The sequence below is a fragment of the Lysobacter sp. CA199 genome (genome assembly GCF_052078715.1).
Classification (GTDB): Bacteria; Pseudomonadota; Gammaproteobacteria; order Xanthomonadales; family Xanthomonadaceae; genus Lysobacter.
In genome coordinates this window covers 48,442-74,421 of sequence record NZ_JBQJIL010000010.1, presented here as the reverse complement: position 1 = coordinate 74,421, position 25,980 = coordinate 48,442, and the positions used below count along the sequence as shown (strand labels likewise).

The following is a 25,980-nucleotide window of genomic DNA, read 5'->3' as shown; positions in this document are numbered from 1 at the left end:
CGCGCTCGCTCACCTTAACTCACGACCCGCCGCGAGCATCGCCGTGCCTCTCGTCGGCAAACCCGAGGCCTGCATGCCACGGTCCGCGCTCAGTGGTTAGCATCGCCGGAAATCCACCACCGGGGGTGCGCCATGAAATCCTTGCTCAAGGGGCTGCTCTATCTCGTCGTCCTGCTGGCCATCGTGTTCGTCGTCGGCGGCTTCCTGTTGCCCGGACGCAGTCACGTCGAGCGCTCGATCGTCGTCGAACGGCCGCCCGGCGAGGTCCACGCGATGCTCGATTCCTACAAGCGCTTCAACGAGTGGTCGCCCTGGTACGAGATCGAGCCGACCGCGACCTACAACTACAGCGGCCCGGAATCCGGCGTCGGCGCGGCGATGGCCTGGGAAGGCGCGAAGGTCGGCAAGGGCAGCCAGCGCATCACCGAGTCGGTACCGCAGCTCAAGGTGGTCAACGCGCTGGACTTCGACGGCACTCAGGCCACCGGTACGTTCACCCTGCAGGCGCAAGGCAGCGGCACGCGCGTGACCTGGGCCTTGGACAGCGAACACGGCAACAATCTGGTTTCGCGCTGGTTCGGCCTACTGCTCGATTCGATGGTCGGCAAGGACTACGACAAGGGCCTGGCGAAGTTGAAGCAGGTGTTGGAGACCGGGGCGCAGTAAGCCGGGGCGAGAGTCGTTGGAGCGAACGCATCGCCGCACCACGCGGCCTGAGTTCGCCCGCAGGCAGAAACGAAAAGGCCCGCCAATGGCGGGCCTTTTCTATGCTCTGCCGAATCCCGAATCAATGCGGCGCCGCGGTGGACTTCTGCGCGTTGCTGCCGTTGGGATCGTATTGCGGCGTGACGCCCTCGGAAGCGTACAAGCCCGGGTCGTCGAAGCCGTCGACATCGAGCCAACGCTGCGCCGGCATGCCGATGGCGCGGTCGAGCAGGGTCGGCAGCAGGCCGGTCGGCAGGCCGCTTTCGCTGTTCCACAAGATGGCGATGCCGAGGTCGCGTTCGGGCAGCATCGCGACGATGCCGCGGTAGCCCTGCACCGCACCGGCATGGAACACCACGCGGCGGCCGGCGTAATCGAACACGCGCCAACCCAGCGCGTAGCCGGCCGAAGTCAGGCGTTGACGGCGCCAGCTGGAGCCGCGGATCTCCGAAGGCGTTTCGACCAGCGGCTGGTGCAGGGTGGCCAACAGCGGCAGCGGCAGCACGTCGGGGCGGTGGCCGGTCTGCGCGATCAGCCACTGCGCCATGTCGCTGGCGCTGGCGTTGACGCCAGCGGCCGGCGGCAACTGGTAATAGGTCGGCTTGGGCGTCAGCGAAGCCCAGCCGCCGCGCGCGCGCACGTGCGGCTTGGCCCAGCGCGCGGCCGAGGTGATGCCTTCCAGGCCGAGGCTGGCATCGTTCATGCCGAGCGGCTTGAGCAGGCGGCGCTGCACTTCCTGGCTGTAGAAGTCGCCGGTCGCGGCGAAGACCACGTCGCCGATCATGCTGAAGGCGATGTTCTGATAGCCGTAGCAGGTGCCTGGCTGGCAGGTCATCGGCGCATAGGCCAGCTTCTGGGTCAGTACGCGGTAGTCGGCGTAGTTCTCCAGATCGCGGTCGTAGGTGTTGTGGCTCAGGCCGACGCGGTGGCTGAGCAGATCGGCGACGGTGACCGTGCGCGCGGCGTTGGCGTCGCCGAGTTGGAAGCTGGGCATGTAGTCGACGACCTTGCTGTCCCAACGCAGGGTGCCGTCGTTGACCAGCAGGCCGGTGAGGGTGCCGGCGAAACTCTTGGACAGCGACGCCAGGCGGAACACGGTATGGGCGTCGATCGGTTCGGCGTTGCGCACGTCGGTGATGCCGTAGCCGCGCGCGCTGAGGACTTGGCCGTTGTGGACGATGGCCATGGCCATGCCCGGAATGCGTTGATCGGCGACCAGCGCTTGCGCCATGGCTTCGAACTGGTGCACGTCGAAGTCGGCGGCCAGCGGCAGGACGCGGGTATTGAGGTTGGGAACCGAACCGATCTGCAGGCCGGTCGCGGCGGTGCCGTCGAAGCCTTGCGCGCGCGCGACCGCAGGCTGCGAGGTAGCGGTCTGGGTCGCATCGGGCGTGCGCCAATGCAGCGAAGTCTGCGCGGTGGACCCCAGGGTCAGGGTGAGCAGGGCAGCGAGAGTGCCCAGACGCCAGGGGGTGAGGGAGCGTGGGGAAGGATCGTGTTTCATCGCTCGCAGCGCCTGCGTGGACCGGGTTGAGCCGATTCTAGCGCCGATCTCAGGGAGTTGAACAACAACCGCATTCAGGATTCTGATTTTTCAGGGATTAGTGGTCGGGCTGAGGACCGATTGTGCAAACGATACGAGGGGCGGTGAGCGGCCAAATGGTGAGGTATTTGTGCCCGGGTGGCTGTTCGGGGCGGCGGCTTTGGTTGGCTTTTGAGGGAAGAGCAAGAGCAAATCCCCCCTGGCCCCCTTTTTCAATGGGGGGAATCGATCTGGAAGGGGCGCGGTGAGGGCCTAGTTCCGATTTCCGATTTCCGATTTCCGAATCCCGAATCCCGAATCCCGAATCCCGAATCCCGAATCCCGAATCAAACCCGTCCGCGAATCAGATCCGAAGCGCGCTCGGCGATCATGATCGTCGGGGCATTGGTGTTGCCGCCGATCAGGGTCGGCATCACCGAGGCGTCGACCACGCGCAGGCCTTCGACGCCGCGCACGCGCAACTGCGAGTCCACCACCGACGCCGCGTCGTCGCCCATTCGGCAGGTGCCGATCGGGTGATAGACCGACTCGGCCTTGGCGCGCACGAACTCGACCAGTTCGGCATCGCTGAGGTCGTCGCGGGCAGGAAAGATCGGCGTGCCGCGGTAGGCGTCGAACGCTTTCTGCTTGAGCAAGGTGCGGCCGAGCTTGGCGCACTCGACCATCATCTTCAGATCGAAACCTTCCGGATCGCTGAGGTAGTTGGCGCGGATCCGCGCCTTGTCGCCGGCGCTGCCGCTGGCCAGTTCGATATGGCCGCGGCTGCGCGGACGCAGGAAGCAGGCGTGCACGGTGTAACCGTCGCCGGCCAGACGATGGCGTCCATGATCGTCGAGCATCGCCGGCACGAAGTGGAACTGCACGTCGGCGCGGTCGTCCGGCGCCAGGTTCGACCGCACGAAGCCTCCGGCCTCGGCGAGATTGCTGCTGCCCGGACCGCTGTGGCCGCGCAGGTAGTAGTTGAACGCGACGACCACGTCGCTGAGCCGGTCGTAGGTGATGCGCCGGGTGGAATGCTGCAGCGTGCAGACGTCCAGATGATCCTGCAGGTTCTGGCCGACCTGCGCTGCGTCGACGGCGACTTCGATGCCGTGACGACGCAGTTGTTCGGCCGGGCCGATGCCCGAGAGCATCAGCAACTGCGGCGAATTGATCGCGCCGCCGCTGAGCAGCACTTCGCGCTGCGCGTGCTGGTGATACGCGCGGCCGCCGCTGCTGTAGACCACGCCGGTCGCGCGGCCGTTTTCCAGGGTGATGCGGCTGACCAGCGCACCGGTGACGACGTGCAAGTTGCGGCGTTCGCGCGCCGGGTCCAAGTAAGCGACCGCGGTGGAGCAGCGCGCGCCGTTTTTCTGGGTCACCTGGTAATAGCCCACGCCTTGTTGCTGCGGCCCGTTGAAATCGGAGTTGAGCGCGAAGCCGGCCTGCTGCCCGGCTTGAATGAAAGCGGCCGACAGCGGATTGGTGTAGCGCAGATCGGACACGTACAGCGGACCCATGCTGCCGTGCAGAGCATCGTCGCCGCGGCTGTTGCGTTCGCTGCGCTTGAAATAGGGCAGCACCGAGTTCCAATCCCAGCCGCTGGCGCCGGCGGCGGACCAATCGTCGTAATCGCGGGGAACGCCGCGGATGTAGCACATGGCGTTGATCGAACTCGAACCGCCCAGGACCTTGCCGCGCGGCCACCACAGCACCCGGTTGTCCAGTTGCGGCTCGGGCGCGGTGTCGTAGTTCCAGTTCACGCCCTTCTTATTGACCAGCTTGGCCACGCCGGCGGGCATGTGGATGAACGGATGCACGTCGCGCGGGCCGGCTTCGATCAGCAACACCCGGGTGTCGGGATCTTCGCTGAGACGGTTGGCGAGCACGCAGCCGGCCGAACCGGCGCCGATGATGATGTAGTCGAACTCGGTGGGCACTGGCGCTTCCGGCAGGGGCGCAGCGTCGCTCGCCGCGCGGATCGGCCGACCGTAAGCGGCAAAACTAGAGCAAATGCTCCCAACGGCCGGCGTCCGCGGTTTCGCCATACGCTGTGGTGGCGGCCGCCGACGCCTTGGGCTACCGTGCCGGCAAACCTGGGCGGCCGGCAGTGGCGACCGCGCAGGCGACGACGGGAGCGCGTCACGCCACCCCGCGCCGCTGATCCGCAATCCACGATCTGCAGAACCGGCCGCAGTGCGGCGGTTCCCTCACGGAGCGACGCGATGTCGGCAGTTCAAGGCGCCAGCCTGTCCACCGGACGGGTATATACCGGTGAATGGCGCGCGGTGGCTTTGTCGGTGGGTTATTTCTTCTGCGTGCTCACCGCTTATTACGTGATCCGGCCGGTGCGCGATCAGCTCAGCGCGGTGGTGGGGTCCACGCAGTTGCCGTGGTTCTACGCCGCCACGTTCGTGGCGACGCTGGCGTTGACGCCGTTGTTCTCCGGATTGGTCTCGCGCTACCCGCGCCGGGTGGTGGTGCCGCTGGTATACGGCTTCTTCATCGCCTGCCTGATCGGCTTCGCGCCCCTGTTCGCCGAAAACGGACCGCTGAGCCCGCGCGTGCTGGGCACGCTGTTCTTTCTATGGATCAGCATCTTCAATCTGTTCGTGGTGTCGGTGTTCTGGAGCTTCATGACCGATATCTGGAGCGAGGGGCAGGCGCGCCGGTTGTTTCCGATCATCGCCGTCGGCGGCACGGTCGGTTCGCTGGTCGGGCCGGCGCTGACCCGCGCCTTGGTCGGAGTGATCGGCGTGGCGCCGTTGCTGGTGGTGTCGGCGAGCTTGCTCAGCGTGGCGCTGGTGTTCGTGGTGCTGCTCGGGCGCTGGTCGCGGGTGCACGGCTCGCGCCGGTTCGAGACCGCGCACGAGGATGCGCTCGGCGGCGGCATGCTGGATGGAATCAAGCAGATCTTCGCCAATCCCTTCATGCGCTCGATGGCGATTCTGCTGCTGTTGGGCGACTGGATCGGTACGGTCAACTACGGTCTAGTGGTGGACTACTCCAAGGCCACATTCACCGACGCGGTGGCGCGCACGCGCTTCGCCGCCGACCTGGACCTGCTGACCAATATCCTGGCGCTGAGCATGCAGGTGTTGCTGACGCCGTGGCTGTTGTCGCGGCGCGGCGCGGCGGCGGTGATCGGCGTGTGGTCGGTGGTGACGGTGTGCTTCCTGACCCTGGCCGCGGTGGTCGCCGACGCGCATGCGCCGCTGACCGAACTGTTCCCGGCCTATGGCGCGCTGGTGGCTTCGTTGCCGCAAGGCATGGCGGCGACGATCGCGCCGCTGCCGGCGGTGGCGGTGGCGCTGGTGGTCAGCCGCGGGCTGGCCTACGGCATGGTCGGCCCGGCGCGCGAGAGCCTGTTCGCCAGCGCCGCGCGCACCTTGCGTTACAAGGGCAAGAACGCAGTCGATACCGCCGCCTGGCGGTTCGGCGATGTGATGGTGGCCACCGCGATGGTGAGCCTGCGCAGCCTTGGCGTCGGTGTCGCCGGCATGGCCGGGATCAGCGCCGTGGTCGCCGCCGGCGCGGGCGTGGTCGGCTGGAACATCGCGCGTTGGGTGCAGCGCGGCGGCGCGGACATCGCCGAGCGTGGCGTTGCCGGCGAGAGCGCTCGCGCATGAGGCGCGGTTGGCGGCCGTGGCCGCGCCAGCCGTGGTTGCAGCGCCTGTTCGTGACGCTGACGCTGTGCGCGTCGGCTTGCCTGGCCTGGGGTTTCTTCTGGGAACCGCGCCGGCTGATCGAGCGCGATTACGAATTCGCCCTGCCGCATTGGTCGCGCGCATGCGACGGGCTGCGCCTGGACGTGGTCTCCGACATCCATACCGGTTCGCCGCACAACGGCCTGGACAAGCTCGACGAAATCGTCGAACGCTTGTCGGCCAGCGATGCCAGCGCGGTGTTGATGGCCGGCGACTACGTGATCCTCAGCGTGCTCGGCGGCACCTACGTGTCCGCCGAACAGATGGCGCCGCATCTCAAGCCTTTGACCGCGCGCAAACCGGTCTATGCCGTGCTCGGCAACCACGACTGGTGGAAGGACGGACACAAGGTGCGCGCGGCGTTGGAGTCGGCCGGGGTGATCGTGCTCGAAGACCAGGCCCAGGCCGCGCAGTTCGGCGCGTGCAAGGTGTGGATCGTGGGCATCGGCGACAAATGGGAAACCCGTCACGATATCCCGCGGGCATTCTCCGGCGTCGCCGACGACGCGCCGGCGATCGCGCTGACCCACAACCCGGATCTGTTCCCCGACATTCCGCCGCGCGCTTCGTTGACCATCGCCGGCCACACCCACGGCGGCCAGGTGAAACTGCCGCTGATCGGCACCCCGGTACTGCCGGCGCAGCAGCGCTACGCCGGCGGTTATCTGATCGAGGACGGCAAGTCGCTGTTCGTCACCACCGGCATCGGCACCAGCATCTTGCCGGTGCGGTTCGGGGTGCCGCCGGAGATTTCGCGGTTGACGTTGCGCGCAGCGAATCGGCCGGCGTCGGGTGGTTCTGTCGCACGGTAGGGTTGCGCCGGTGTGCGGGGCGCGCGGTCGCGGCTTGCGCCGCTCCTACAGGGGGGTGATCGCAGCTTTGTAGTCCGTCTGTAGGAGCGGCGCAAGCCGCGACCGCGAACCCCGCACACCCGCGCCGATCTCGATACCCAGGCGACAGACCTGCGCCACACTCGCCAACAACCTGTGCCGAAGGTTGGTATGACCATCCGCAGAGGCCGCCCGAGGTGGGCGCGGTTAACGTAGGCGAGGGAATAGGGAGCGGCGATCATGCGCACGCCATTTGGGCTGAGCGGAGACGGGCGCGCCTGCGTCGGTACCGCGTCGTGCCGGATGCAGGCGGCCGTGCGGGACGCGCGGTCGTGAGCGCCGCCCAACCCGGCCTGGACCGCCTGCGCGGCGCCCTGGCGAGCACGCCACCGCTGTGGTGGGCATTGCTTTATTTCTTCTGCCTGCTGTGCGGCTACTACGTGCTGCGCCCGGTGCGCGATGCGATGGGCGCCTCCAACGATGCGGCCACGGTGTTTCCGCATGCCTTGATCCAATGGGCGCAGTCGCACGGATGGCAGCTCAAGGACTTCGTGCTGCAAGCGCTATTCACTTGCACCTTCGTGGCCATGATCGCCTTGCAACCGTTGTACGGCGCCCTGGTCGCGCGATTTCCGCGACGGGTGTTCCTGCCGGTGGTGTATGCCTTGTTCATCGTCTGCTTGCTCGGATTTCATTGGGCATTCCATGCCGGCGTTCCCGGCCGCGGCATGGTGTTCTTCGTCTGGACCGCGGTGTTCAACCTGTTCGCGGTGACCGTGTTCTGGAGCTACATGGCCGACGTTTTCGACGATCGGCAGGCGCGGCGCTTGTACGGCTACATCGGCGCGGGCGGCACCGCCGGCGCGGTGATCGGGCCGGCGCTGACGCAGTGGTTAGTGCAGCCTTTGGGTGTGGCCAATCTGTTGCTGGTGTCGGCCGCGCTGTTGTCGGTGTGCGTGCTGTGCATCGTGCGGCTGCGGCCGTATGCGATCGCGCGAGCGCAGGCGCAGGGCCTGGACAGCGGCGAGGCGGCCATGGGCGGTTCGGTGTGGGCCGGTTTGAAACTGGTCTGGGAAAAGCCGGTGCTGCGGGCGATGGCGGTGACCTTGTTCTTCAGCGTCGGCGCGGCGACGCTGTTGTATAACCAGCAGGCGGCGATCGCGCGCGAGTTTTATCCGACCGCCGAAGCGGCGACGCGTTACTTCGCGCGGATCGACAGCGCGGTGAACCTGCTGGCGATCCTCACCCAACTGCTGCTCACCCGTTGGTTGCTCAACCGTCACGGCGTCGCGCCCGCGCTGCTGATGCCGGGGCTGACTTTGCTGCTCGGCTTCGGGTTGTTGATGGCCTCGCCGGTGCCGGTGATGGTGGCGATCGTGCAGGTGCTGCAGCGTTCCAGCGAGTTCGCCTTGGCCAAGCCTGCGCGCGAGACGCTGTACACGCGGATGGATCGGCCGTCGCGCTACAAGGGCAAGGCGGTGATCGATACGGCCATCTTCCGCGGCACCGATCTGGCGTTCGTCTGGATCCACAAAGGCGTCGCCTTGTTCGGCACCCAGGCGGTGTTCGCGGCCGGCGTGCTCACCGCCGCGGGCATGACGGCGGGCGCCTGGAGCATCGTGCGCGCGCAGCGCGGCTTGCCGGGCGCTCATTCCTCTTCCGACACCATTTCCGACCGCCAACCCGCACGAGGTGAATCATGACCACCAGCCGCCGCGACTTTCTCGCCGCCGGCGCCGCCGGCACCGGCCTGCTTGCGCTGCCTTCGTTCGCCCGCACGATTCTCAGGCCCAAGCCGCGCAAGCTGTTGGTGCTGGGCGGTACTGGTTTTCTCGGTCCGCATTTCGTCGAGATCGCGCGCAAGCATGGCCACACGCTGACCTTGTTCAACCGCGGTAAGACCAATCCGGACAAATTCTCCGGCGAGCAATACCACGACATCGAGCAACTGCACGGCGACCGCAAGACCGATATGAAAGCGCTGGAAGGCGACCGGCAGTGGGATGCGGTGCTCGATACCTCCGCTTACATTCCGGCCGATGTGACCCGTTCGGGCAAGCTGCTGGCCTCGCGGGTAAAGCAGTATCTGCTGGTCTCCACGATTTCGGTCTACGCCAAGAACGATGTGCCGGCCGACGAGACCTCGCCGTTGGCGACGCTGGCCGATCCCAACGTCACCGAGGTCACCGGCGAAACCTACGGCGGGTTGAAAGCGCTGTGCGAGAAAGCCGCCGAACAGGAGCTGCCCGGCCGCACCACCGTGGTCCGTCCCGGCCTGATCGTCGGGCCGGGCGACAACAGCGACCGCTTCACCTATTGGCCGGCGCGCGCCGATCGCGGCGGCGAGATTCTCGCGCCCGGCAGCGCGCAGGACCCGACCCAGTTCATCGACGTGCGCGACTTGGCCGCGTTCTTGTTGGCCACGATCGAACGCGGCCATTTCGGTATCTACAACGCCGATGCCGCGCCGGGCACGTTGACCATGGGCGCGATGCTGCGCGAATCGCAAGCCGCAGCGGGCAAGAAATCCAGCGTGACCTGGGTGCCGGCCGATTTCCTCGAAGAACACAAGGTGCAGGCCTGGTCCGACATGCCGGCGTGGATTGCCGCGCGCGGCGAGTACGCCGGGTTCGGCCGCACCTCGGTGGCCAAGGCGCGCGCCGCCGGCCTGAGCTACCGCCCCTTGCGCGAGACGGTGCGCGATACCCTGACCTGGTGGCGCGCGCTGCCGGCCGAACGCCGCGCCAAACTCAAGGCGGGATTAGCGGCCGAGCGCGAGGCCGAAGTGCTCAAGGCCTGGCATGCGAAGGCGGACGCCAAGACCGGCTGAGCACGCGCCGAACGAAGCCGGAGCGGGCGCGTGGAACGATGGGATCGCGGCAAGGCGCAAGCCGTGCCGCCGATCTCGGCGCGTTTGAGCCAAAGCCGTATGCTGGCGGCTTCGTTCTTATCGCAAGGAGCTCCGACCGATGCATTGGCTCGCCATCGTCCTGATCGCCGTGGTCGCCTTGCTGCACCTGTACTTCTTGGTCCTGGAAATGTTCCTGTGGACCAAACCGCTGGGCATGAAGGTGTTCCGCAACACGCCGGAGAAAGCCGAGATCACCCGTGTGCTGGCGGCGAACCAGGGGCTGTACAACGGTTTTCTGGTTGCCGGCCTGGTGTGGGGGCTGGTCTGCGCGCGCGTCGACGTGACGATGTTCTTCCTGGTCTGCGTGGTGGTCGCCGGCGCGTACGGTGCGGCCACGGTCAGCCGCCGCATCTTCTACGTGCAGGCGGTTCCGGCGCTGGCGGCGATCGCTGCGCTCGTACTGCTGGGCTGATTACGGCCGAGGGGTTTCGGCCCGCGTTGGCGTTTCAGCGCGTTCCCACGGTGCGGCGCCCGTGGTCTGGTGGACGACGTCCGATGCGGCGGTGTAGTAGATCGGGCGCACACGGTAGGTCGCGGTCTTCTCGTCCGGCATCGTGATCAGGCCGAACGAATTGGTGTCCGGATCGAGCAACGCCGCGGTGTGGAAGTCTGCGCTGTTCTGCGGCCGTACTTCGAGCAGATTGGCGTCTTCGTCGTTGGCGCGGTCGGTCCAGGTGAAATGGATGCCGTTGGCGTGCATGACGGTGGCTTTCAGATCGTGCGGACCGGCCGGCGCGGTGCCGCGCACGGAGAACTGCGTGGTCGGCGCCTGCGGCGCATGGCGCGGCGGCGCCCATTGGTGGTCACGGCTCTGGTCCTTCTCGTTGAAGTCGCCCGGCGGCAGCGTCAAAGTGATTTCGTTGGAAGCCGGCCCGTAGTACGGACGCAGGCGGTAGTAGAACGTGGTGTGGGGAATGAGTTCGTTGTGATCGAAACGCGCCTCATGCAGCGGCATGAACTTCAGTATGGTGAAGTGGCCTTGCGGTTCGGTGGCGAATTCGATGACGCGTCCGGCGGCGCCGGTGTCCTTGCGCGTCCAGGCGACGACGATGTCCGTCGGCGCGGTCAGGGTCGCACTCAGCGTGTCGGGAAGGGCTTGCGGTGTCGCAGTGGCGGCAGGCGAAGTTGCCGAGGAGGAACAGGCCGCGAGCAGCGCGGCGACGGGCAGGCTCAACCAGCGCGGAAACGAAAGCCTGATCAAACAAGCATTCTTCAAACGAGCACTCTCCAAACGAGCACGCTTCAAACAAGCACGCTCCAAACAAGCAGTCTCCAAGACCCGGTTCTGCCGAGGCACGTTCTGCAAGAGTGTGTTCTCCACCGATAGAAGCGCCGCCGCATGCTTGCGGCGGCGCGGGAAGCGTCAACGACGCCAGAAGCGGATGCCGCGCCATTCCACCGTCGCGGGGCCCTGGCCGCTGCTGGTGCGGTAGGCACCGAACTTGTCGTAGTAGCTGGCGTTCGAGCTGCCGTAGGTGTGGCGCAGCTGCCCGTTGATGTAGGTGCGGTGGCTGTTGCCGATCTCGTGGATCGTATTGACGCGCACCCAGTTGCCGACGGTCGCTTCCGAGCCGATGGTGGCGCCGCCGTGCACGGCGTAGAGCCGGCCGCCGTTTTCGGCCGCCAGCATGAAGAAGGGGCCGGGCGCGGAATCGTTGAACGTCTGCTTCAGGCTGATGCGGGTGCCGCCCAGGCTGACGATGCGGAAGCTACCTTCGAACTGGTGCGTGCCGCCGGTGTAGGTGACGTAGCGCCGCTCGGCGCGCTGGTCACCGCTTGCGGTGGAGCAGGTGAGGGTGAAGGTCAGGTTGTTGACCTGGCCGCAACCGCGCTCCTGCACGTTGAAGGAGGGCGAGTACGAGGTCCAGCTGCCGCCCCCGACCTGCGCGAACGCGCTGGGAGCCAGCAATGACAATCCGCAAGCCGCCAAGAGTCCCGCGGCCGTGCGATACGCTTTCGACATGGTGTTCTCCTTAGGTTTGGTTGTACGACGTGTGACAACATTAGGCTTGCTAAGCACCCGGGCCGTAACCGTGATGGCATGTTGCAAAATCGCTCACGCGCAGAGGCCTGCCACAGAACCGGATTTCAACCGCATTTTCAAAGTGATGGCTATCTCAATAGGCGCGGCCGAAAAATGACCCCGGTGGACAATGCGGGTCGAAAAAGGGCGGTTCCCGGCCAGCGTGATGCGAATCTTCCGCGATGCAGCATGTTTCCCCGGCAACTGCCTCAAATGAAAAGGCTGCTGAGTGTTTCCAACTGATCGTTTTTCCGGCTTCCACTCTCATTTTTAAAGTGATGTTTATCTCAAAAAGCGTGGCCAAAAAATGACCCCGGTGGACAAGGTGGGTCGTAGAGGCTGGTTCCCGGCCAGCGCGATGCGAATCTTCCGCGGTGCCGCATGTTTCCCCGGCACCTGCTTCAAATGAAAAGGCTGCTGAGTGTTTCCAACTGACCGTTTTTGAGGTCTGTTGTGAGACGGTTCTCGGGCCTGTCTGCGAGGTTTTTTTTTTGAGAACGCTTGTCTCGATAGGGCCAGCTTCGAGAAAACCCGCTTCGAGCGATCGTCTGCGCACATGCCCTGGTTGCAACGGATTCGCCAGCGCCTATCGAAGCTTTCCCGGAAGTCATCTGGCTGCTTGCACGGCGCGACCCACATGCCGATGCGTGCGCGGAACACGGTGTCGCCGGACGGATCGGTGATGGCGGCCTTGACGGGCAGTTCGTAACCGTTGGCCGATCCGACGACGGGAATCGCCGGCGTCGCCACCGCGCGCATCGTGCCGACCGCCTTCTTGAGGTAGTCCACGCTCATGCCTTTGGGAATCCAGCGCATCGACTTGGGAATCGTCGCGTCGGTCATCACACCCGCGGTGAGCCCTGGTCCTGGAAATGTTCCTATGGACCAAGCCGCTGAGCATGAAGGTGTTCCGCAACACCCCGGAAAAAGCCGAGATCACCCGAGGGCTGGCGGCGAACCAGGGCCTGTATAACGGCTTCCTCGTGGCCGGCCCGGTGTGGGGACTGATCTGCGCACGAGTCGACGTGGCGACGTTCTTCCTGGTCTGCGTGGTGGTCGCGAGCTCGTGCGCCGCGACCACGGGTCAGCCGTCGGATCTTCCTATGTCCATCAGGTTCCGGCGTTTGCCGCGTTGGCGGCGCTTTGGTTGTTGTGACTTGCGATTGAAGTCGCGTTGAGGAGAGCGGCGGGAATTTGCGTCGCCATTGTTGAAAAATGGCGGCTGAGATTTGCTTTTACTGATCGATCGCCGCGTCTGCAGCAAAGAGCACATCCCCCGGCGCCTGCGGATCTTTCGGACTTCGTGCGCCACAGGGCGCCAGACCCCTTTTTCAAAGGGGGCGAATTGACGCGGCACCGCTGGAGTTGTTGTGGATCCCACTTTCCTGATCGGACACGGCCGTCCTCCAACTTCCAATCCGCCACCGCCCATGCTGTTCCCCCTTTGAAAAAGGGTGAAGGGCCGCGCTTGCGAACCGCAGGTTCGCGCGGCACTGAACGACCGCAGGCTATGCCTGCGGGCCGGAGGGCTAGGAGGGATTTGCTTTTGCTTCTGCTCTTCGCACTACCACCCCAACTCACCCGTGCAACTTGATCGCGGTCTGCGCCACCTCGCGCCCCTGATACCGCGCCGCGTCCAGTTCGTTCTGCGTCGGCTGCCGCGAACCATCGCCGCCGGTGATCGTCGTGGTGCCGTAAGGCGAGCCGCCGGTGACTTCGTCCAGACGCATCTGACCGGCGTAACCGTAGTTGAGCCCGACGATCACCATGCCGAAGTGCAGCAGGTTGGTGATGATCGAGAACAGCGTGGTTTCCTGGCCGCCGTGCTGGGTCGCGGTCGAGGTGAACGCCGCGCCGACCTTGCCGTGCAGCGCGCCCTTGGCCCACAGCCCGCCGGCCTGATCGAGGAAGTTGGCCATCTGCGAGGACATCCGGCCGAAGCGGGTGCCGGTGCCGACCACGATGGCGTCGTAATGCTCCAGATCGGCGATCTGAGCGATCGGGGCGGCCTGATCGAGTTTGTAGTGCGACTTGCGCGCGACTTCGTCGGGCACCAGTTCCGGAACGCGCTTGATGTCGACCTGGGCGCCGGCCTCGCGCGCGCCTTCGGCCACGGCTGCGGCCATTTTTTCGCAGTGGCCGTAGGCCGAGTAGTAAAGCACCAGTACCTTCGCCATGACTCTCGCCTCGCGCTGTTGACAGGGCATCGAGCCTAGGACAGCGATGTTTCACGCGATGTGATGGCGGTCGATCCTTGCTGGGATCAAGGACGGGCGGAATGGTCTTGTCGGGAGACGGGCTTTTGCCGGCCGGAATTCGCCCTTTGGGGCGATAGGAAATCCCATTTGGCGGTTCCGGCATAGGTCTTGCCGTCATGCTTCACGGTGCCCGCCTGGCCGTCGACGGTAAGCACGAAAGAGGACGGAAGGCGTTCCAGTTCATGGATGGCAGGGACGCTGGGGTTGATGAAGCGCATGGTCAGTCGCTTGGTTTTTCTGTTCATTTGGATCTTGTAACTGCCTTCGGGCAGTGGCAGAGGTCCGTAGTCGTTGTAGACCATCACCGGTTCGCCAGGGTCCTCATAGCCTTGCAGCGCTATGACCATGTCACCGTGCGGATGCCCGGGCGATTCGAAATAAAACCGGTTGAAGCGAAGCAAGTCTTCGTTGTCACCGATCCCACCCGAATCCCAATGCAGTGGACCGGTGAAGGTCTTGCCGCCGATGGTCAGCGTTCCCCGGGTGCCGTAGCCTTTGAAGACAAAGCTTGGCGCGTAGGCGGGGTCGCCAGGATTCGCCACCTTGATGAGTATTTCGCGCTTCAACGAGCTGCCTGACACCGTCAGCTGAGGAGGAGCGGGTATTTTGAATCGGCGAGGGCCTGGCCCGTCCATCTCTACCTCCTGAACGCTGGAGTGTCCCCAAATGGTGATGTCATAGCCACCGCCGGAAAACGTGGCGAGTATTACCGTTGCATGAGTCGGCAGCGCCGCCAGACACAGCAGCATGGCAAACAGGATCTTTCGCATATCCTGGATCCTTGAAGAATGATTCATGCCAGTGGTTCTGCGCCAACGGCGAGTACAAGCCCGATCGCGGCGCGGCCATGATTCGCACGTTTTCGAACGTCATGCAAACAATGTGGCGGCGTTTGGAACTTGGCCTGTCCTGCTTCAGATGAAGCGATGGGTGACGGCAATCGCCGCCGGCGGTGTTTGATGAGAAAACGCAATCACCGGTGCATCGCCGCTACGCTGCTCTCGTTGGAGGGGCTTCGGCCCCGACGCTCTTGCCTTACATCACCGCGGCTGATCGAAAGGCACTGGCCCCGAAGGGTTCATTGCAAGAGCTTCGTTTCGCGCGGATCACACGTGCGCTTGTCAAGCGTGCCTCGAGCCTTCGCGCGCGACTAGCCCCGGATACGGGATTTATAGTCCCGATCCGCATCAAACTCGCCAAAGCCCGCAACCACAAGGCGCGCAGGCATTGTCCCCGGTTCGGAACGATGTGGCCGTGGCGATGCGGTTTATCCATGACGCATGGTTGCCTACAGTCATGCCACGCGCCGCCGTGGCGCCGGCCCGGCACTCTGCCCGATCCAGCCAGGCCCACCTTTCCTTATTTCCGCCGTGCCGGTGCGCTGCTGCTCGCGCTGCGCCGGCATGCCGCCCATGGAGTTCGCCGTGCTATTGCCTCTCATGTTGTTGTCGGCGGCCGGTTTCACCGTGCTGACGACCGAATTCATCCTGGTCGGCCTGCTGCCCTCGCTCGCACGCGATTTGAACGTGAGCGTGTCGCAGGCCGGTTTGCTGGTGACCCTGTTCGCGTTCGCGGTCGCCGCCAGCGGCCCGTTCTTGACCGCGTACTTTTCGCGCTTCGAACGCAAACGTCTGTTCATCATCGTCTTGCTGCTGTTCGCCGCGTCCAACCTGCTCGCGGCGATGGCGCCGAACCTGGGTGTGATGGCGCTGGCGCGGTTGATTCCGGCGCTGGGCGTGCCGGTGTTCTGGGCGTTGGCCAGCGAGACCGCGGTCGACTTGGCCGGGCAGGAGCGCGCAGGCCGCGCGATCTCGGTGATTTCCTTCGGCGTGATCTGCGCCACGGTGATCGGCGTTCCCACCGGCACTCTGATCGCCGATGCCTTCGGTTGGCGCGCGGCGTTCGTGGCGCTGGCGATCGCTTCGGTGCTCAAGGCGACCTTGCTGTTCGTGTTCCTGCCCGACAGCCGCACCGCGCAGCCGCAGAGCAAGCTCAGCGAACAGTTCCGCGTGCTGCGCGATCCGCGCGTCGGCGGACACGTGCTGCTGTCGGTGATTCTGTTCACCGGCATGTTCACCGCCTACACCTATCTGGCCGACATGTTCGAGCGTTTGGCCGGCTTCAAGGGTTCGCTGGTCGGTTGGGCGTTGATGGCCTTCGGCGCGGTGGGCCTGGTCGGCAATACGCTCGGCGGCCGCATCGTCGACCGCAACCCGCTCGCGGCGTCGCTGATCTTCAGCGTGCCGATGGCGCTGGGTCTGGTGCTGGTGGTGCCGGCGGTGTCGTCCTTGCCCCTGTTCGCGGTGACGCTGGCGTTGTGGGGCATCACCCAGGCCGCGTTGTTCCCGGTCAGCCATGTGCGGGTGATGAAATCGGCGCCGCAAGCGCCGGCGTTCGCCGCCTCGCTGAACATCTCCGGCGCCAACCTGGGCATCGGTGTCGGCGCGATCGTCGGCGGTCGGGTGATCGACGCGGTCGGCGTGAGCGGCTTGGGTTATGCGGCCGCCGGCATCGTCGCGGTGTCGGTGCTGCTGGGCTTCGTGCTGATGTCGGTGGGGACGCGGATCGAGCCTGAAGCGCAGGCTGCCGTCGCGGCGGAACCGGAGCAGACGGTGGACTGCGTTTCGTAGTCCACCGAAGTTACGTGCAACGCGAATCTGCCATACACAGGTCGGCGACGGTCCGTTGACCCCTATGGAAAAGGAGGCAAGCGCCCGGCGAAAGTTGCGTTTCAGATGATCAACCGTAGCGCGGGGGATTTACTTCGGCCGTTCGCGTTGCAGAGCAAAAGCAAATTCCCCCTGGCCCTTTTATTTCCAAAGAGGGAAACAGGCGGGTCGGGTTTGCGGCTTTCTGGCTGGTTTAGAGGAACAGCGGGACCGCGAAGATCACGGCGCCCAGCACGAACAGCGCGGTCAACACGTGCACCATCGGCCGATTGATCCGCAGGAACACGAACTGTTCGATCGTACGGCCGACCCAGAACAAGGACATGCCGGCAAGCACCGTGCGCCCCAGCGCGGTGCCGTGCAACTCTTCGGTGAAGGCGAAGCACAAGGCCCCGATGCCGAGAAACACATAGATCAACCGCAGATTGAGAATCTGCACGATCGCGCGATCGGCCACGGTCGCATTCTGCAGCGTGCGTCCCCAGCCGAACAGCTTCCAGAACGCCATGTGGAAGAAGGCGAAGGCGAGGCTGTGCAGGCCGGCCAGGTAAATCCAAGCGGTGGCGGTCATGGGCGCGGCTCGGGTGGAGTGGCGGCGTTATTGGGTTGGCGCGGTCGCGGCTTGCGCCGCTCCTACAGGGGCTTGGGTTAATCGCGCTTGGGTTTGGGCGAGACGCGCATTGCGATTTTTGCGCGGAACACGGGTTCGCCGGCGGGGTCGGTGACTTCCACGATCACCGGCAGATCGTAGCCGCTGTCGGATTCCATGATCGGCGCGGCCGGCGTGGCCACCGCGCGCAGGGTGCCGACGGCTTTCTTCAGGTACTCCACGCTCATGCCGACCGGGATCCAGCGCATCGACTTGGGAATGCTGGCGTCGGTCATCACGCCGCCGGTGAGTTCGGCCAGGTTGCACATCGCGATGGCGTGCACGGTGCCCAGGTGGTTGGTGATGGCGCGTCGATGCGGCATGGTCGCGCTGCAACGGCCGGGTTCCAGCGATTCGAAGCGCGGGCGGATACTGGCGAAGTAGGGCGCCTTGAAGCAGACCGCTCGGGTGAACAGCCAATGGCCGGCGGGGTAACGGGTGAGTTTGCGGTACAGGGACAGGACGTTGGCGCTCATGGGCGGGGCCTGGGTTCGTTAATGAGAGGGGGCGTGCGTCACCGCCGTCATCCCCGCGAAGGCGGGGATCCAGAGACTTCAGAATCATGTCGCGATACAGCCCTGGATCCCCGCCTTCGCGGGGATGACGGCAGGAGGAATCGCGAGAGAGGTGTTGTACGTGCGTGATCGCGTCGGCCCCAAACCAAAACGGCGGACCCGAAGGCCCGCCGTTGCGATTCAAACGTCGCGATGCATGCGTGGGATCCGGTTTACGCCGCCGCGCGCGTATCGCCGTGGCCAGACTCGGCCTGGCGCGGCTTGTAGCCGGCCGAGCGCAGTTCGGCGGCGTCGAAGTCGTCGACGCTGATCGCGTCGATGGTCATCTCGCGCAGCTCTTCCAACTGCTTGCGCTCCTCGACGGTGATCCAGCCTTCGCGCACGCCCTCGTCGAGCTGGCTGACGAAGTCCAGCGCTTCAATGTCGCTGTTCTTCAGTGCCTTGAGGAACTTGCGCTCCACCGGCTCGGCCAGGATCACCTTCTGCAGATAGCTGTTGATGCGGCCGGCCGGGTTGTTGGCGCAGGGCGTGGTGAACACGCCTTCGGCCAGACGGTCGCGGGCGTCGTTGGGCGACATCAGCAACGACGCCGCACGATGGCCCAGACGATCGCTCGGCGCCTGCGCGCGGCGACCCCACGGGAAGATCATCATCCACAGCAGCCAGCCGACAGGACGGATCGGGAAGTTGCGCAGCGCGCCCGACAGCGCGAGTTCGATCTTGTGCACGCAGTCGTGGAACGCCCAGGCCAGCAGCGGCTGATCGCCGGCCGGACGGCCCTGGTCTTCGTAACGCTTGAGCATCGAGCTGGCGATGTAAAGCTGGCTCAGCACGTCGCCCAGACGGCCCGAGAGCGATTCCTTGAACTTGAGCTTGCCGCCGAGCAGCAGCATCGAGGTGTCGGCCATCACCGCCAGCGTCGCCGAATAACGGTTGAGCTTGCGATAGTAACGGCGGGTATAAGCATCGCCCGGTGCGGCGCCGACGCGCGCGGCGGTCAGGCCGAACCACCAACTGCGCACCGCGTTGGAAATCGCGAAACCGATGTGGCCGAACAGGTTCTTGTCGAACTCGCGCAGCGCTTCGGCCTTGTCGGGCAGCATCGCCGCCTTCATTTCCTTGAGTACCCACGGGTGGCACAGGATCGCGCCCTGGCCGAAGATCATCAGCGAGCGCGTCATGATGTTCGCGCCTTCCACCGTGATCATGATCGGCAGCGCCTGCCAATTGCGGCCGGCGTAGTTCTTCGGCCCGAGGATGATGCCCTTGCCGCCGTGGATGTCCATGACGTCCTTGGCGACTTCGCGGGCCATCTCGGTGCAGTGGTACTTGGCGATGGTCGACGGCACGGCCGGGTTTTCGCCGCGCGCCACGGCCGCAGCGGTGGCCTGCGACAACGCGCTGATCGCGTAGGCGTTGCCGGCGATGCGCGCCAGCGCTTCTTCCACGCCTTCGAAGCGGCCGATCGACAAGCCGAATTGCTTGCGGATGCGCGCATACGCGCCGGTGACGATCGCGCCCATCTTGGCGCCGCCGCTGCCCGATGAGGGCAGAGTGATCGAGCGGCCGATCGACAGACATTCCACCAGCATCTGCCAGCCCTTGCCGGCGTAGGCTTCGCCGCCGATCAACTGGCTCAGCGGGATGAACACTTCCTTGCCGTGGATCGGGCCGTTCTGGAAGGTGCAGTTGAGCGGGAAGTGGCGGCGGCCGACTTCGACGCCGGCGGTGTCGCGCGGCAGCAGCGCGATGGTGATGCCGATGTCGCGCTTGTCGCCGACCAGACCGTCCGGGTCGTACATGCGGAAGGCCAGGCCGATCAGCGTGGCGACCGGCGCCAGGGTGATGTAGCGCTTATCGAAGGTCAGCTTGACGCCGACCACGCGCGCGCCGTTCCACTCGCCCATGGTGACGATGCCGTAGTCCGGAATCGAAGTCGCGTCCGAACCCGCCCACGGACCGGTCAGGCCGAAGCAGGGCACTTCGCGGCCGTCGGCCAGGCGCGGCAGGTAATGGTCTTTCTGTTCCTGGGTGCCGTAATGCATCAGCAGTTCGGCCGGGCCCAGCGAGTTGGGCACGCCGACGGTGGAGCTGACCACGCTCGACACCGACGCCAGCTTCTGGATGACCTTGTGATTGGCCAGCGCGGAGAACCCCAGGCCGCCGTACTCCTTCGGAATGTTGAGGCCGAAGAATTTGTTCTTCTTGACGTACTCCCACATCTCCGGCGGCAGATCCGCGTCGATGTGGGTGATCTGCCAATCGTTGGTCATCTTGCACAGCTCTTCGGTCGGACCGTCGAGGAAGGCTTGTTCCTCCGCGCTCAGTTCCGGCTTGGGCTGCGACAACAACTGCTGCCAGTCGGGCTTGCCCGAGAACAGCTCGCCTTCGAAACCGACCGTGCCGGCTTCCAGCGCGGTGCGTTCGGTTTCCGACAGCGGCGGCAGGATCTTCGTATAGAAGCCCAGCAGCGGCTTGGTGATCAGCGGCAGGCGGATCGCCGGCACCAGCAGCGGGATCGCGATCAGCGCCACCAGCACCGCGGCGACGATGGTCGCGATCTGATTGGCGCCGAGCAGCCAGCAGGCGACCAGCGCGGTGGCGGTCAACGCGGCCCAGACCGGCAGACGCAGGCGGTGGTACGCGGCGACCGCGCCGATGAGGAGAAAAGCAAGGAAGGGGATCGCGATACTCATGACGGCGCTCCAGAGGATGCGGCTGTACTCAGGCTAGTGGGGCTCGCGTGATGTCGGCGCCGAATTCGCGGAAAAGGGGCTTGCGCCGCCGGTCCGATCGCTATTCAAACGCTGGCATCAAACGGGTAACATACGGCCGAGTATGGAATTGCGTTCTGGTGCTGTCAACCAAGCCGGCGAACAGCGGCCGTCAGGTCCCGCCAGTACGGCGGCTCTTGCGGTTTTCGCCAGCCTCTCCGCGGTTTCTCTGTTGCAGTGCAGCACTGAATAGCCGTTTTTCCCGCCGCTTTTCACGAATCCCGATTCCGCGATCCCGAAACCCGGCTTTTTGCTGCACTGCGTACTGTTCCCGACCATGCCGTATGGTTAAACTTGCCGTCCATGAACCAGTCTGCCTCGAACAAGCCCGAGCCGAAGCTCGACGCCCCGTCCGCCGCCGCTCCCGCCGGCGAAGCCAAGACGGATCACAAGCCCGAACGCAGTGGCCGGCTCAGCGCCGACGACTGGGCCCAGGCCGCGCTCGATCTGATCGCCGAGCAAGGCGTCGCCGCGGTCGCGGTGGAACCGCTCGCGCGCCGGCTCGGCGTGACCAAGGGCAGCTTCTATTGGCATTTCCCGTCGCGCGACGCGCTGCTGGTCGCCGCGCTGGAGCGTTGGGAGAAGGTCGAGCAGGAAACCGTGTTCGGCCAGCTCGAACCGATTCCCGATCCGCGCCAGCGCCTGCGCTCGCTGTTCCACCTCGTCGCGCACGAGGTCAAGTCGCACGTCATCTATTCCGAACTGCTCAAGGCGCTGGACCATCCCGCCGTGCAGCCGGTGATCGGGCGCGTGTCCGAGCGCCGCCTGGATTACCTCACCGCTTCCTTCCGCCAGGCCGGCCTGAGCCGCACCGATGCGCAGCATCGCGCCCGCCTGCTCTACGCCGCCTACGTCGGCTTCCTGCAGTTGAACCTGCAACTGCACCAGACCCGCATGCAACACGACGAGTTCGAGGCCTATGTCGAACACATGATGGCCACGCTGATTCCCTCGTCCTGAAAACCAGTTCCCTTACCGTTGTCCCCCGGCTGGAGACCATTGCCGTGAATGCCATTTCCAAAGACGCTACCCCCACGACTGCGGCGCTGGGGAGCGCCGGCAGTTCCCTTGCCGCATTGAACGAATGGGTGGCGCAGGTGGCTGCGTTGACGCAGCCCGACAATATCCAGTGGTGCGACGGCAGCGATGCCGAGAACCAGGCGCTGATCGCGCAGATGCTGGCCGACGGCACCCTGGAGCGCCTCAACGACGTGACCCATCCGGGCAGCTATCTGCACCGCTCGCATCCGGACGATGTGGCGCGCGTGGAGCATCTGACCTTCGTGTGCACCAACGAACGCGAAGACGCCGGTCCGAACAATCACTGGATGGCGCCGGGCGAAGCGCACGCCAAGATGGACGCGCTGTTCGAAGGCTGCATGCGCGGCCGCACCCTGTACGTCATTCCGTACTGCATGGGTCCGATCGACTCGCCGTTGGCGCGTTGCGGCGTGGAAATCACCGATTCGCCGTACGTCGTCGCCAACATGCGCGTGATGACGCGCATGGGCGCGCCGGCGCTCAAGCGCATCGAGCGCGAAGGCAAGTTCGTCAGAGGCCTGCATTCGATCGGCGAGCTCGATCCCGAGCGCCGTTTCATCATGCATTTCCCAGATGAGCTGACCATCAAGTCGTTCGGTTCGGGCTACGGCGGCAACGCGCTGCTCGGCAAGAAGTGCCACGCGCTGCGCATCGCTTCGCATCAGGCGCGCAGCGAAGGCTGGCTGGCCGAGCACATGCTGATCGTCGGCATCGAGAACCCGCAGGGCGAGACGCATTACGTCGCCGCGGCGTTCCCGTCGGCCTGCGGCAAGACCAACCTGGCCATGCTGATTCCGCCGGAAGGTTATCGCCAGGCCGGCTGGAAAGTGTGGACGGTCGGCGACGACATCTGCTGGATGCGTCCGGGCGCCGATGGACGTTTGTACGCGATCAATCCCGAAGCCGGTTACTTCGGCGTCGCGCCTGGCACTTCGACCAAGTCGAATGCGAACGCGCTGGCCTCGATCCAGACCAACACCATTTTCACCAACGTCGGCATCACCGCCGACAATCAGCCGTGGTGGGAAGGCCTCGACGACGGCCAGACCCCGGTCACCGATTGGCGCGGCAATGCGTTCGATGCGGCCAAAGGTCCGGCGGCGCATCCGAACTCGCGTTTCACGGTGTCGGCCAAGCAGTGCCCGAGCTATTCGACGCAAGCCGAGAATCCGGCTGGCGTGCCGATCTCGGCGATCGTATTCGGCGGCCGCCGCGCGTCCCTGGTGCCGCTGGTGTTCGAAGCGCGCGACTGGACCCACGGCGTGCTGGTCGGCGCGGCGATGGGCTCGGAAACCACCGCCGCCGCGACCGGTGCGGTTGGGGTGATGCGCCGCGATCCGATGGCGATGAAGCCGTTCTGCGGCTACAACTTCGCCGATTACTTCGCGCATTGGCTATCCTTCGACGGCGACGGCGCGAAGTTGCCGAAGGTCTTCCACGTCAACTGGTTCCGCAAGGGCGACGACGGCAAGTTCCTGTGGCCGGGTTTCGGCGACAACCTGCGGGTGATCGAGTGGATGATCGGCCGGGTCAAGGGCGAGGCCGGCGCGACGGAAACGCCGATCGGCCATCTGCCCAAGGTCGGCGACCTGAACCTCGATGGCGTGTCCTTGAACGAGGAAGCCCACGCCAAGCTGTTCGGCTTCGACCATGCCGGCTGGAGCGCCGAGTTCGACAGCATCGGCGAATACCTGCGCGAATACGGCCCGCGCATGCCGCAGGCATTGCACGATGAGCAGCAGCGCATCGCGGCGGCGTTGAAGGGCTAAAGCTCCGCTTGCCTTCTCCCGCTTGCGAGAGAAAGGTGCCCGACAGGGCGGATGAGGGCACGCGAACGACGGCTGCTTACGCCGGCTCGGCTCGCCCCTCACCCCAACCCCTCTCCCGAAAGCGGGAGAGGGGCTTCAGAAGCAAGCCCGCAGGGTCTTGCGGACATGACGGCATCATCGTCGCCGGACGTCCCGACGTTTCTCCCCAGCCTTAAACCCTGAGCCCCGACCCCGCATCGGACTCAGTATGCTGACCGCCGTGAACGACACCATGCCCGATGCCGCACTAGCGACCGAAGCCGACGACGACCGCGCCCTGGTGACCGCGGCGGCGTCCGGCGGGGTCGCTGCCTTCGAGGCGCTGTACCGCCGCCACGCCAGCCGCGTGCACGGCGTGATCGCCCGATTGGTCGGTTACCACGGCGCCCGCGCTGAGGACCTGACCCAGGAAGCCTTCGTCCGCGCCTGGCAGGCGCTGCCGAATTTCCGCTTCGAGTCGGCCTTCGGCACCTGGCTGCATCGGCTGGCGGTCAACACCGCGCTGATGGAACTTCGCGGTCGCCGCAGCCGTCCGTTCGAGGACAACGACGAGGAAGTGTTCGACACGCTCGGCAGCGCCGATTCGGCCGGCCACGTGACCGCCTTGTCGATGGACCTGGAACGCGCCGTCGCCAGCCTGCCGCCGCGCGCTCGCGCCGTGCTGGTGCTGTACGACGTGGAAGGCTGGAAGCACGAAGAGATCGCCGCCGAACTCGGCATGGCGGTCGGCAGTTCCAAGGCACAGTTGCACCGCGCGCGCAGTCTGCTGCGCACCCGGCTCGGAGAACAGGCATGAACCAGAACGATCGCGACCCCGACCACGCCCCCGACGGCGAGCTCCCCGACACGCTGCGTTGGCAGTTGCGAGCGATGCGTCGCGACCAGCCGCCCGCGCGCGATCTGTGGTCGGGCATCGCGGCGCGGCTGGGCGAACAAGCCCCGCCGGTCGCGGCACCGAGCGTCCAGGACGCGCCGCCGCCGGTCTCGCTGGCGCCGGTGGCCGTGCTGCGGCCGCGCGAGAGCTCGCGCAACCGCTGGATGGCGCCGTTGGCGCTGGCCGCAGGCGTCGCTGCGCTGGCGATAGGCATCGGCAGCCAGTTCCGCGGCCCGCAAGGCCAGGCCGGCTCCGCGCCGACCCAGGTCGCGAGCGCCGCCGCGCCAGCCACGTTGATGCAGCGCGAAGCCGACGGCATGACCCGCCAGTACCAGGCGGCGATGCTCGAGATCGAGCCGGCGACTCAGCAGGCGGTCGCGCTCAAGCCCGCGTTCGACGAACTCGACCGCAACGCCGCGTTGATTCTCGACGCGCTGGCCCACGACCCCGATTCGCGGTTGCTGCTGGAGCAACTGCGCCGTACTTACGCACGACGCCTCGCGCTGGCTCAGCGCGTGGCCTACACCTGATCCCAGGAGAACGCCCCCATGACATCCGCCCGCCACAGCACACGTAGCCGCGTTCTCCGCCGCCTGCCCGCGACCGGCTTGCTCGCCGTCGCCCTGGCCGTCGCGTTGCCCGTCTTCGCCGCCACCCCGATCAACCAGACCCGGTCGATCGACCCGCTCGGCAGCATCGAGATCGACAACGTCAAGGGCCTGATCCAGGTCCGCGTCTGGGACCGTCCCGAGGTCAAGATCGAAGGCACGCTCGGCGAGGGCGTGGAAAAGCTGGACATCGAGGGCGATCGCCAAGAGCTGTCGATCAAGGTGCGCTACCCCAACCGCGGTAGCGGCATGGGCTTCCTGGCCGGCGGCGACAAGAGCGGCCCCACCGAGCTGCACCTGACCGTGCCGCTGCAGGTGGCGCTGAACATCGATGCCGTCTCGGCCACGGTCGACGTCAACGGCGTGGCCTCGCGCGAGCTCAAGATCGACAGCGTCAGCGGCGACGTGATCGTGGCCGGCGCGCCGCGCGATGCGGAAATCGAGAGCGTCAGCGGCGACCTGCGCCTGACCCTCAACAGCGCCAAGGTCTCGGCGCAGACCGTCAGCGGCGATCTGGACCTGCGCGGGCGCCTGAGCGGCGAGGTCGATGTGGAAACGGTCTCGGGCAGGGTCGATGTGGCCGCCAATCAGACGCGCTTGAGCAAGATCTCCGGCAACTCGGTGTCCGGCGATCTGCGCATCGCCGGAGCGCTCGCCGACGGCGCCGAGGTCTCGTTGGAAACGGTCAGCGGCGACGTGCGCCTGACCCTGCCGCGCAACGTGTCGGCGACCGTGCGCGGACAGAGCTTCAGCGGCGACCTCAACGCGCCCGACGCGCAGGTCCAGCGTCCCAAGCACGGCCCGGGTTCGAGCTTCGAGCACCGCTACGGCAGCGGCAGCGGCAAGGTCAAGATCGAGACGTTCTCGGGTGATGCCACGCTGCAACTCGAGTGAGATAGCCGCGATACCAGCGGATTCGAACAGGCGGTGTTCGCGTTCGCTTCGGTTAGTTCTGGGTCGGTTAGTTCGGGGAAAGCGGGGTTGATCGAACCCGCGCGATTCGGATCCGATCGAAGAGCGTCGCGACCCAGGCCCTTCTCAGCCAAGACTGAGTGGCCTTCGTTCGGACAGCTTCCAACGCCGCGC

Annotated in this window: 22 protein-coding genes and 1 pseudogene; 13 read left to right on the top strand and 10 right to left on the bottom strand. The window is 65.7% G+C overall.

Going from position 1 to position 25,980, the window contains the following annotated elements:
- Positions 1-132: 132 nt before the first annotated feature.
- A complete protein-coding gene (locus ACTOWJ_RS18885) occupies positions 133-666 on the top strand; it encodes an SRPBCC family protein (RefSeq protein ID WP_441336167.1) in 534 nt (177 codons plus the stop codon).
- A gap of 121 nt (positions 667-787) precedes the next feature.
- Here the strand turns inward: ACTOWJ_RS18885 and ACTOWJ_RS18880 are convergent, their stop codons facing one another.
- Together ACTOWJ_RS18880 and ACTOWJ_RS18875 are read right to left on the bottom strand one after the other, a co-directional pair.
- Positions 788-2,209 carry a serine hydrolase domain-containing protein gene (locus tag ACTOWJ_RS18880; RefSeq protein WP_441336166.1) on the bottom strand — a complete coding sequence of 474 codons (1,422 nt, stop codon included), beginning with the start codon at positions 2,207-2,209 and terminating at the stop codon, positions 788-790.
- Between the two features lie 365 nt (positions 2,210-2,574).
- Positions 2,575-4,275, bottom strand: a complete 1,701-nt coding sequence (locus ACTOWJ_RS18875; protein WP_441336165.1) for a GMC family oxidoreductase — start codon at positions 4,273-4,275, stop codon at positions 2,575-2,577.
- Positions 4,276-4,452: 177 nt separating this feature from the next.
- Between ACTOWJ_RS18875 and ACTOWJ_RS18870 the strand changes: the two genes are divergently transcribed.
- From ACTOWJ_RS18870 to ACTOWJ_RS18850, 5 genes are all read left to right on the top strand, one after another.
- A complete protein-coding gene (locus ACTOWJ_RS18870; RefSeq protein ID WP_441336164.1) occupies positions 4,453-5,856 on the top strand; it encodes an NTP/NDP exchange transporter in 1,404 nt (467 codons plus the stop codon).
- On the top strand, positions 5,853-6,746 hold the full coding sequence (locus ACTOWJ_RS18865; RefSeq protein ID WP_441336163.1) for a metallophosphoesterase: 894 nt from the start codon (positions 5,853-5,855) through the stop codon (positions 6,744-6,746). Before ACTOWJ_RS18870 ends, ACTOWJ_RS18865 begins: the two co-directional genes overlap by 4 nt.
- A 350-nt stretch (positions 6,747-7,096) precedes the next feature.
- Positions 7,097-8,467 (top strand): NTP/NDP exchange transporter, encoded by a 1,371-nt coding sequence (locus ACTOWJ_RS18860; protein ID WP_441336162.1) that lies wholly within the window; start codon positions 7,097-7,099, stop codon positions 8,465-8,467.
- The gene (locus ACTOWJ_RS18855) at positions 8,464-9,594 is read left to right on the top strand and encodes an SDR family oxidoreductase (protein WP_441336161.1); all 1,131 of its coding nucleotides are present in this window, start codon (positions 8,464-8,466) and stop codon (positions 9,592-9,594) included. Before ACTOWJ_RS18860 ends, ACTOWJ_RS18855 begins: the two co-directional genes overlap by 4 nt.
- Before the next feature lie 139 nt (positions 9,595-9,733).
- Positions 9,734-10,087, top strand: coding sequence for a DUF1304 domain-containing protein (locus tag ACTOWJ_RS18850; protein ID WP_441336160.1), 354 nt, complete (start codon positions 9,734-9,736; stop codon positions 10,085-10,087).
- Here the strand turns inward: ACTOWJ_RS18850 and ACTOWJ_RS18845 are convergent, their stop codons facing one another.
- The 3 genes from ACTOWJ_RS18845 to ACTOWJ_RS18835 form a co-directional block, all read right to left on the bottom strand.
- Positions 10,088-10,876, bottom strand: a complete 789-nt coding sequence (locus ACTOWJ_RS18845) for a hypothetical protein (protein WP_441336159.1) — start codon at positions 10,874-10,876, stop codon at positions 10,088-10,090.
- Between the two features lie 162 nt (positions 10,877-11,038).
- On the bottom strand, positions 11,039-11,638 hold the full coding sequence (locus ACTOWJ_RS18840; protein WP_441336158.1) for a hypothetical protein: 600 nt from the start codon (positions 11,636-11,638) through the stop codon (positions 11,039-11,041).
- Between the two features lie 342 nt (positions 11,639-11,980).
- Entirely contained in the window at positions 11,981-12,544 is a 564-nt protein-coding gene (locus ACTOWJ_RS18835; protein ID WP_441336157.1) for a DUF4442 domain-containing protein, read from the bottom strand.
- A 14-nt stretch (positions 12,545-12,558) separates the two neighbouring features.
- Here ACTOWJ_RS18835 and ACTOWJ_RS18830 point away from each other — a divergent pair.
- Positions 12,559-12,854: pseudogene (locus ACTOWJ_RS18830) on the top strand (DUF1304 domain-containing protein).
- A 421-nt stretch (positions 12,855-13,275) separates the two neighbouring features.
- On the opposite strand, the gene wrbA reads toward ACTOWJ_RS18830, so the two are convergent.
- Together wrbA and ACTOWJ_RS18820 are read right to left on the bottom strand one after the other, a co-directional pair.
- Positions 13,276-13,875, bottom strand: coding sequence for an NAD(P)H:quinone oxidoreductase (gene wrbA / locus ACTOWJ_RS18825; protein ID WP_441336156.1), 600 nt, complete (start codon positions 13,873-13,875; stop codon positions 13,276-13,278).
- Positions 13,876-13,961: 86 nt separating this feature from the next.
- The gene (locus ACTOWJ_RS18820; RefSeq protein ID WP_441336155.1) at positions 13,962-14,726 is read right to left on the bottom strand and encodes a hypothetical protein; all 765 of its coding nucleotides are present in this window, start codon (positions 14,724-14,726) and stop codon (positions 13,962-13,964) included.
- A 654-nt stretch (positions 14,727-15,380) separates the two neighbouring features.
- Here ACTOWJ_RS18820 and ACTOWJ_RS18815 point away from each other — a divergent pair.
- Positions 15,381-16,586: an MFS transporter gene (locus ACTOWJ_RS18815; protein ID WP_441336154.1), complete on the top strand. Its 1,206-nt coding sequence runs from the start codon at positions 15,381-15,383 to the stop codon at positions 16,584-16,586.
- A 232-nt stretch (positions 16,587-16,818) separates the two neighbouring features.
- On the opposite strand, the gene ACTOWJ_RS18810 is transcribed toward ACTOWJ_RS18815, so the two are convergent.
- The 3 genes from ACTOWJ_RS18810 to ACTOWJ_RS18800 all read right to left on the bottom strand — a co-directional run bounded on the left by ACTOWJ_RS18810 (position 16,819) and on the right by ACTOWJ_RS18800 (position 20,485).
- Positions 16,819-17,196 (bottom strand): hypothetical protein, encoded by a 378-nt coding sequence (locus tag ACTOWJ_RS18810; RefSeq protein WP_441336153.1) that lies wholly within the window; start codon positions 17,194-17,196, stop codon positions 16,819-16,821.
- Positions 17,197-17,273: 77 nt separating this feature from the next.
- The gene (locus tag ACTOWJ_RS18805) at positions 17,274-17,750 is read right to left on the bottom strand and encodes a hotdog fold domain-containing protein (RefSeq protein WP_441336152.1); all 477 of its coding nucleotides are present in this window, start codon (positions 17,748-17,750) and stop codon (positions 17,274-17,276) included.
- Between the two features lie 251 nt (positions 17,751-18,001).
- Positions 18,002-20,485, bottom strand: a complete 2,484-nt coding sequence (locus tag ACTOWJ_RS18800) for an acyl-CoA dehydrogenase (RefSeq protein ID WP_441336151.1) — start codon at positions 20,483-20,485, stop codon at positions 18,002-18,004.
- 381 nt (positions 20,486-20,866) lie between these two features.
- On the opposite strand from ACTOWJ_RS18800, the gene ACTOWJ_RS18795 reads away from it, so the two are divergent.
- The 5 genes from ACTOWJ_RS18795 to ACTOWJ_RS18775 all read left to right on the top strand — a co-directional run bounded on the left by ACTOWJ_RS18795 (position 20,867) and on the right by ACTOWJ_RS18775 (position 25,788).
- Positions 20,867-21,523: a TetR/AcrR family transcriptional regulator gene (locus ACTOWJ_RS18795; protein WP_441336150.1), complete on the top strand. Its 657-nt coding sequence runs from the start codon at positions 20,867-20,869 to the stop codon at positions 21,521-21,523.
- 44 nt (positions 21,524-21,567) lie between these two features.
- Positions 21,568-23,373, top strand: a complete 1,806-nt coding sequence (locus ACTOWJ_RS18790) for a phosphoenolpyruvate carboxykinase (GTP) (RefSeq protein WP_441336149.1) — start codon at positions 21,568-21,570, stop codon at positions 23,371-23,373.
- 247 nt (positions 23,374-23,620) lie between these two features.
- Positions 23,621-24,208 (top strand): RNA polymerase sigma factor, encoded by a 588-nt coding sequence (locus ACTOWJ_RS18785; protein WP_441336148.1) that lies wholly within the window; start codon positions 23,621-23,623, stop codon positions 24,206-24,208.
- On the top strand, positions 24,205-24,816 hold the full coding sequence (locus ACTOWJ_RS18780) for a hypothetical protein (RefSeq protein WP_441336147.1): 612 nt from the start codon (positions 24,205-24,207) through the stop codon (positions 24,814-24,816). The genes ACTOWJ_RS18785 and ACTOWJ_RS18780 overlap by 4 nt, the downstream gene beginning before the upstream one ends.
- 18 nt (positions 24,817-24,834) lie before the next feature.
- Complete coding sequence (locus ACTOWJ_RS18775) at positions 24,835-25,788, top strand: DUF4097 family beta strand repeat-containing protein (RefSeq protein WP_441336146.1); 954 nt, start codon at positions 24,835-24,837, stop codon at positions 25,786-25,788.
- Positions 25,789-25,980: the final 192 nt, after the last annotated feature.

Bases quoted from the DNA above. Each gene is read 5' to 3' on its own strand.
- ACTOWJ_RS18865 (WP_441336163.1), top strand. From the start codon at position 5,853: ATGAGGCGCGGTTGGCGGCCGTGGCCGCGCCAGCCGTGGTTGCAGCGC.
- ACTOWJ_RS18820 (WP_441336155.1), bottom strand. From the start codon at position 14,726: ATGCGAAAGATCCTGTTTGCCATGCTGCTGTGTCTGGCGGCGCTGCCG.
- ACTOWJ_RS18795 (WP_441336150.1), top strand. From the start codon at position 20,867: ATGAACCAGTCTGCCTCGAACAAGCCCGAGCCGAAGCTCGACGCCCCG.
- ACTOWJ_RS18850 (WP_441336160.1), top strand. From the start codon at position 9,734: ATGCATTGGCTCGCCATCGTCCTGATCGCCGTGGTCGCCTTGCTGCAC.
- ACTOWJ_RS18855 (WP_441336161.1), top strand. From the start codon at position 8,464: ATGACCACCAGCCGCCGCGACTTTCTCGCCGCCGGCGCCGCCGGCACC.
- ACTOWJ_RS18800 (WP_441336151.1), bottom strand. From the start codon at position 20,485: ATGAGTATCGCGATCCCCTTCCTTGCTTTTCTCCTCATCGGCGCGGTC.
- ACTOWJ_RS18840 (WP_441336158.1), bottom strand. From the start codon at position 11,638: ATGTCGAAAGCGTATCGCACGGCCGCGGGACTCTTGGCGGCTTGCGGA.
- wrbA (WP_441336156.1), bottom strand. From the start codon at position 13,875: ATGGCGAAGGTACTGGTGCTTTACTACTCGGCCTACGGCCACTGCGAA.
- ACTOWJ_RS18875 (WP_441336165.1), bottom strand. From the start codon at position 4,275: ATGGCGAAACCGCGGACGCCGGCCGTTGGGAGCATTTGCTCTAGTTTT.
- ACTOWJ_RS18805 (WP_441336152.1), bottom strand. From the start codon at position 17,750: ATGAGCGCCAACGTCCTGTCCCTGTACCGCAAACTCACCCGTTACCCC.
- ACTOWJ_RS18885 (WP_441336167.1), top strand. From the start codon at position 133: ATGAAATCCTTGCTCAAGGGGCTGCTCTATCTCGTCGTCCTGCTGGCC.
- ACTOWJ_RS18785 (WP_441336148.1), top strand. From the start codon at position 23,621: ATGCTGACCGCCGTGAACGACACCATGCCCGATGCCGCACTAGCGACC.
- ACTOWJ_RS18775 (WP_441336146.1), top strand. From the start codon at position 24,835: ATGACATCCGCCCGCCACAGCACACGTAGCCGCGTTCTCCGCCGCCTG.
- ACTOWJ_RS18810 (WP_441336153.1), bottom strand. From the start codon at position 17,196: ATGACCGCCACCGCTTGGATTTACCTGGCCGGCCTGCACAGCCTCGCC.
- ACTOWJ_RS18880 (WP_441336166.1), bottom strand. From the start codon at position 2,209: ATGAAACACGATCCTTCCCCACGCTCCCTCACCCCCTGGCGTCTGGGC.
- ACTOWJ_RS18870 (WP_441336164.1), top strand. From the start codon at position 4,453: ATGTCGGCAGTTCAAGGCGCCAGCCTGTCCACCGGACGGGTATATACC.
- ACTOWJ_RS18780 (WP_441336147.1), top strand. From the start codon at position 24,205: ATGAACCAGAACGATCGCGACCCCGACCACGCCCCCGACGGCGAGCTC.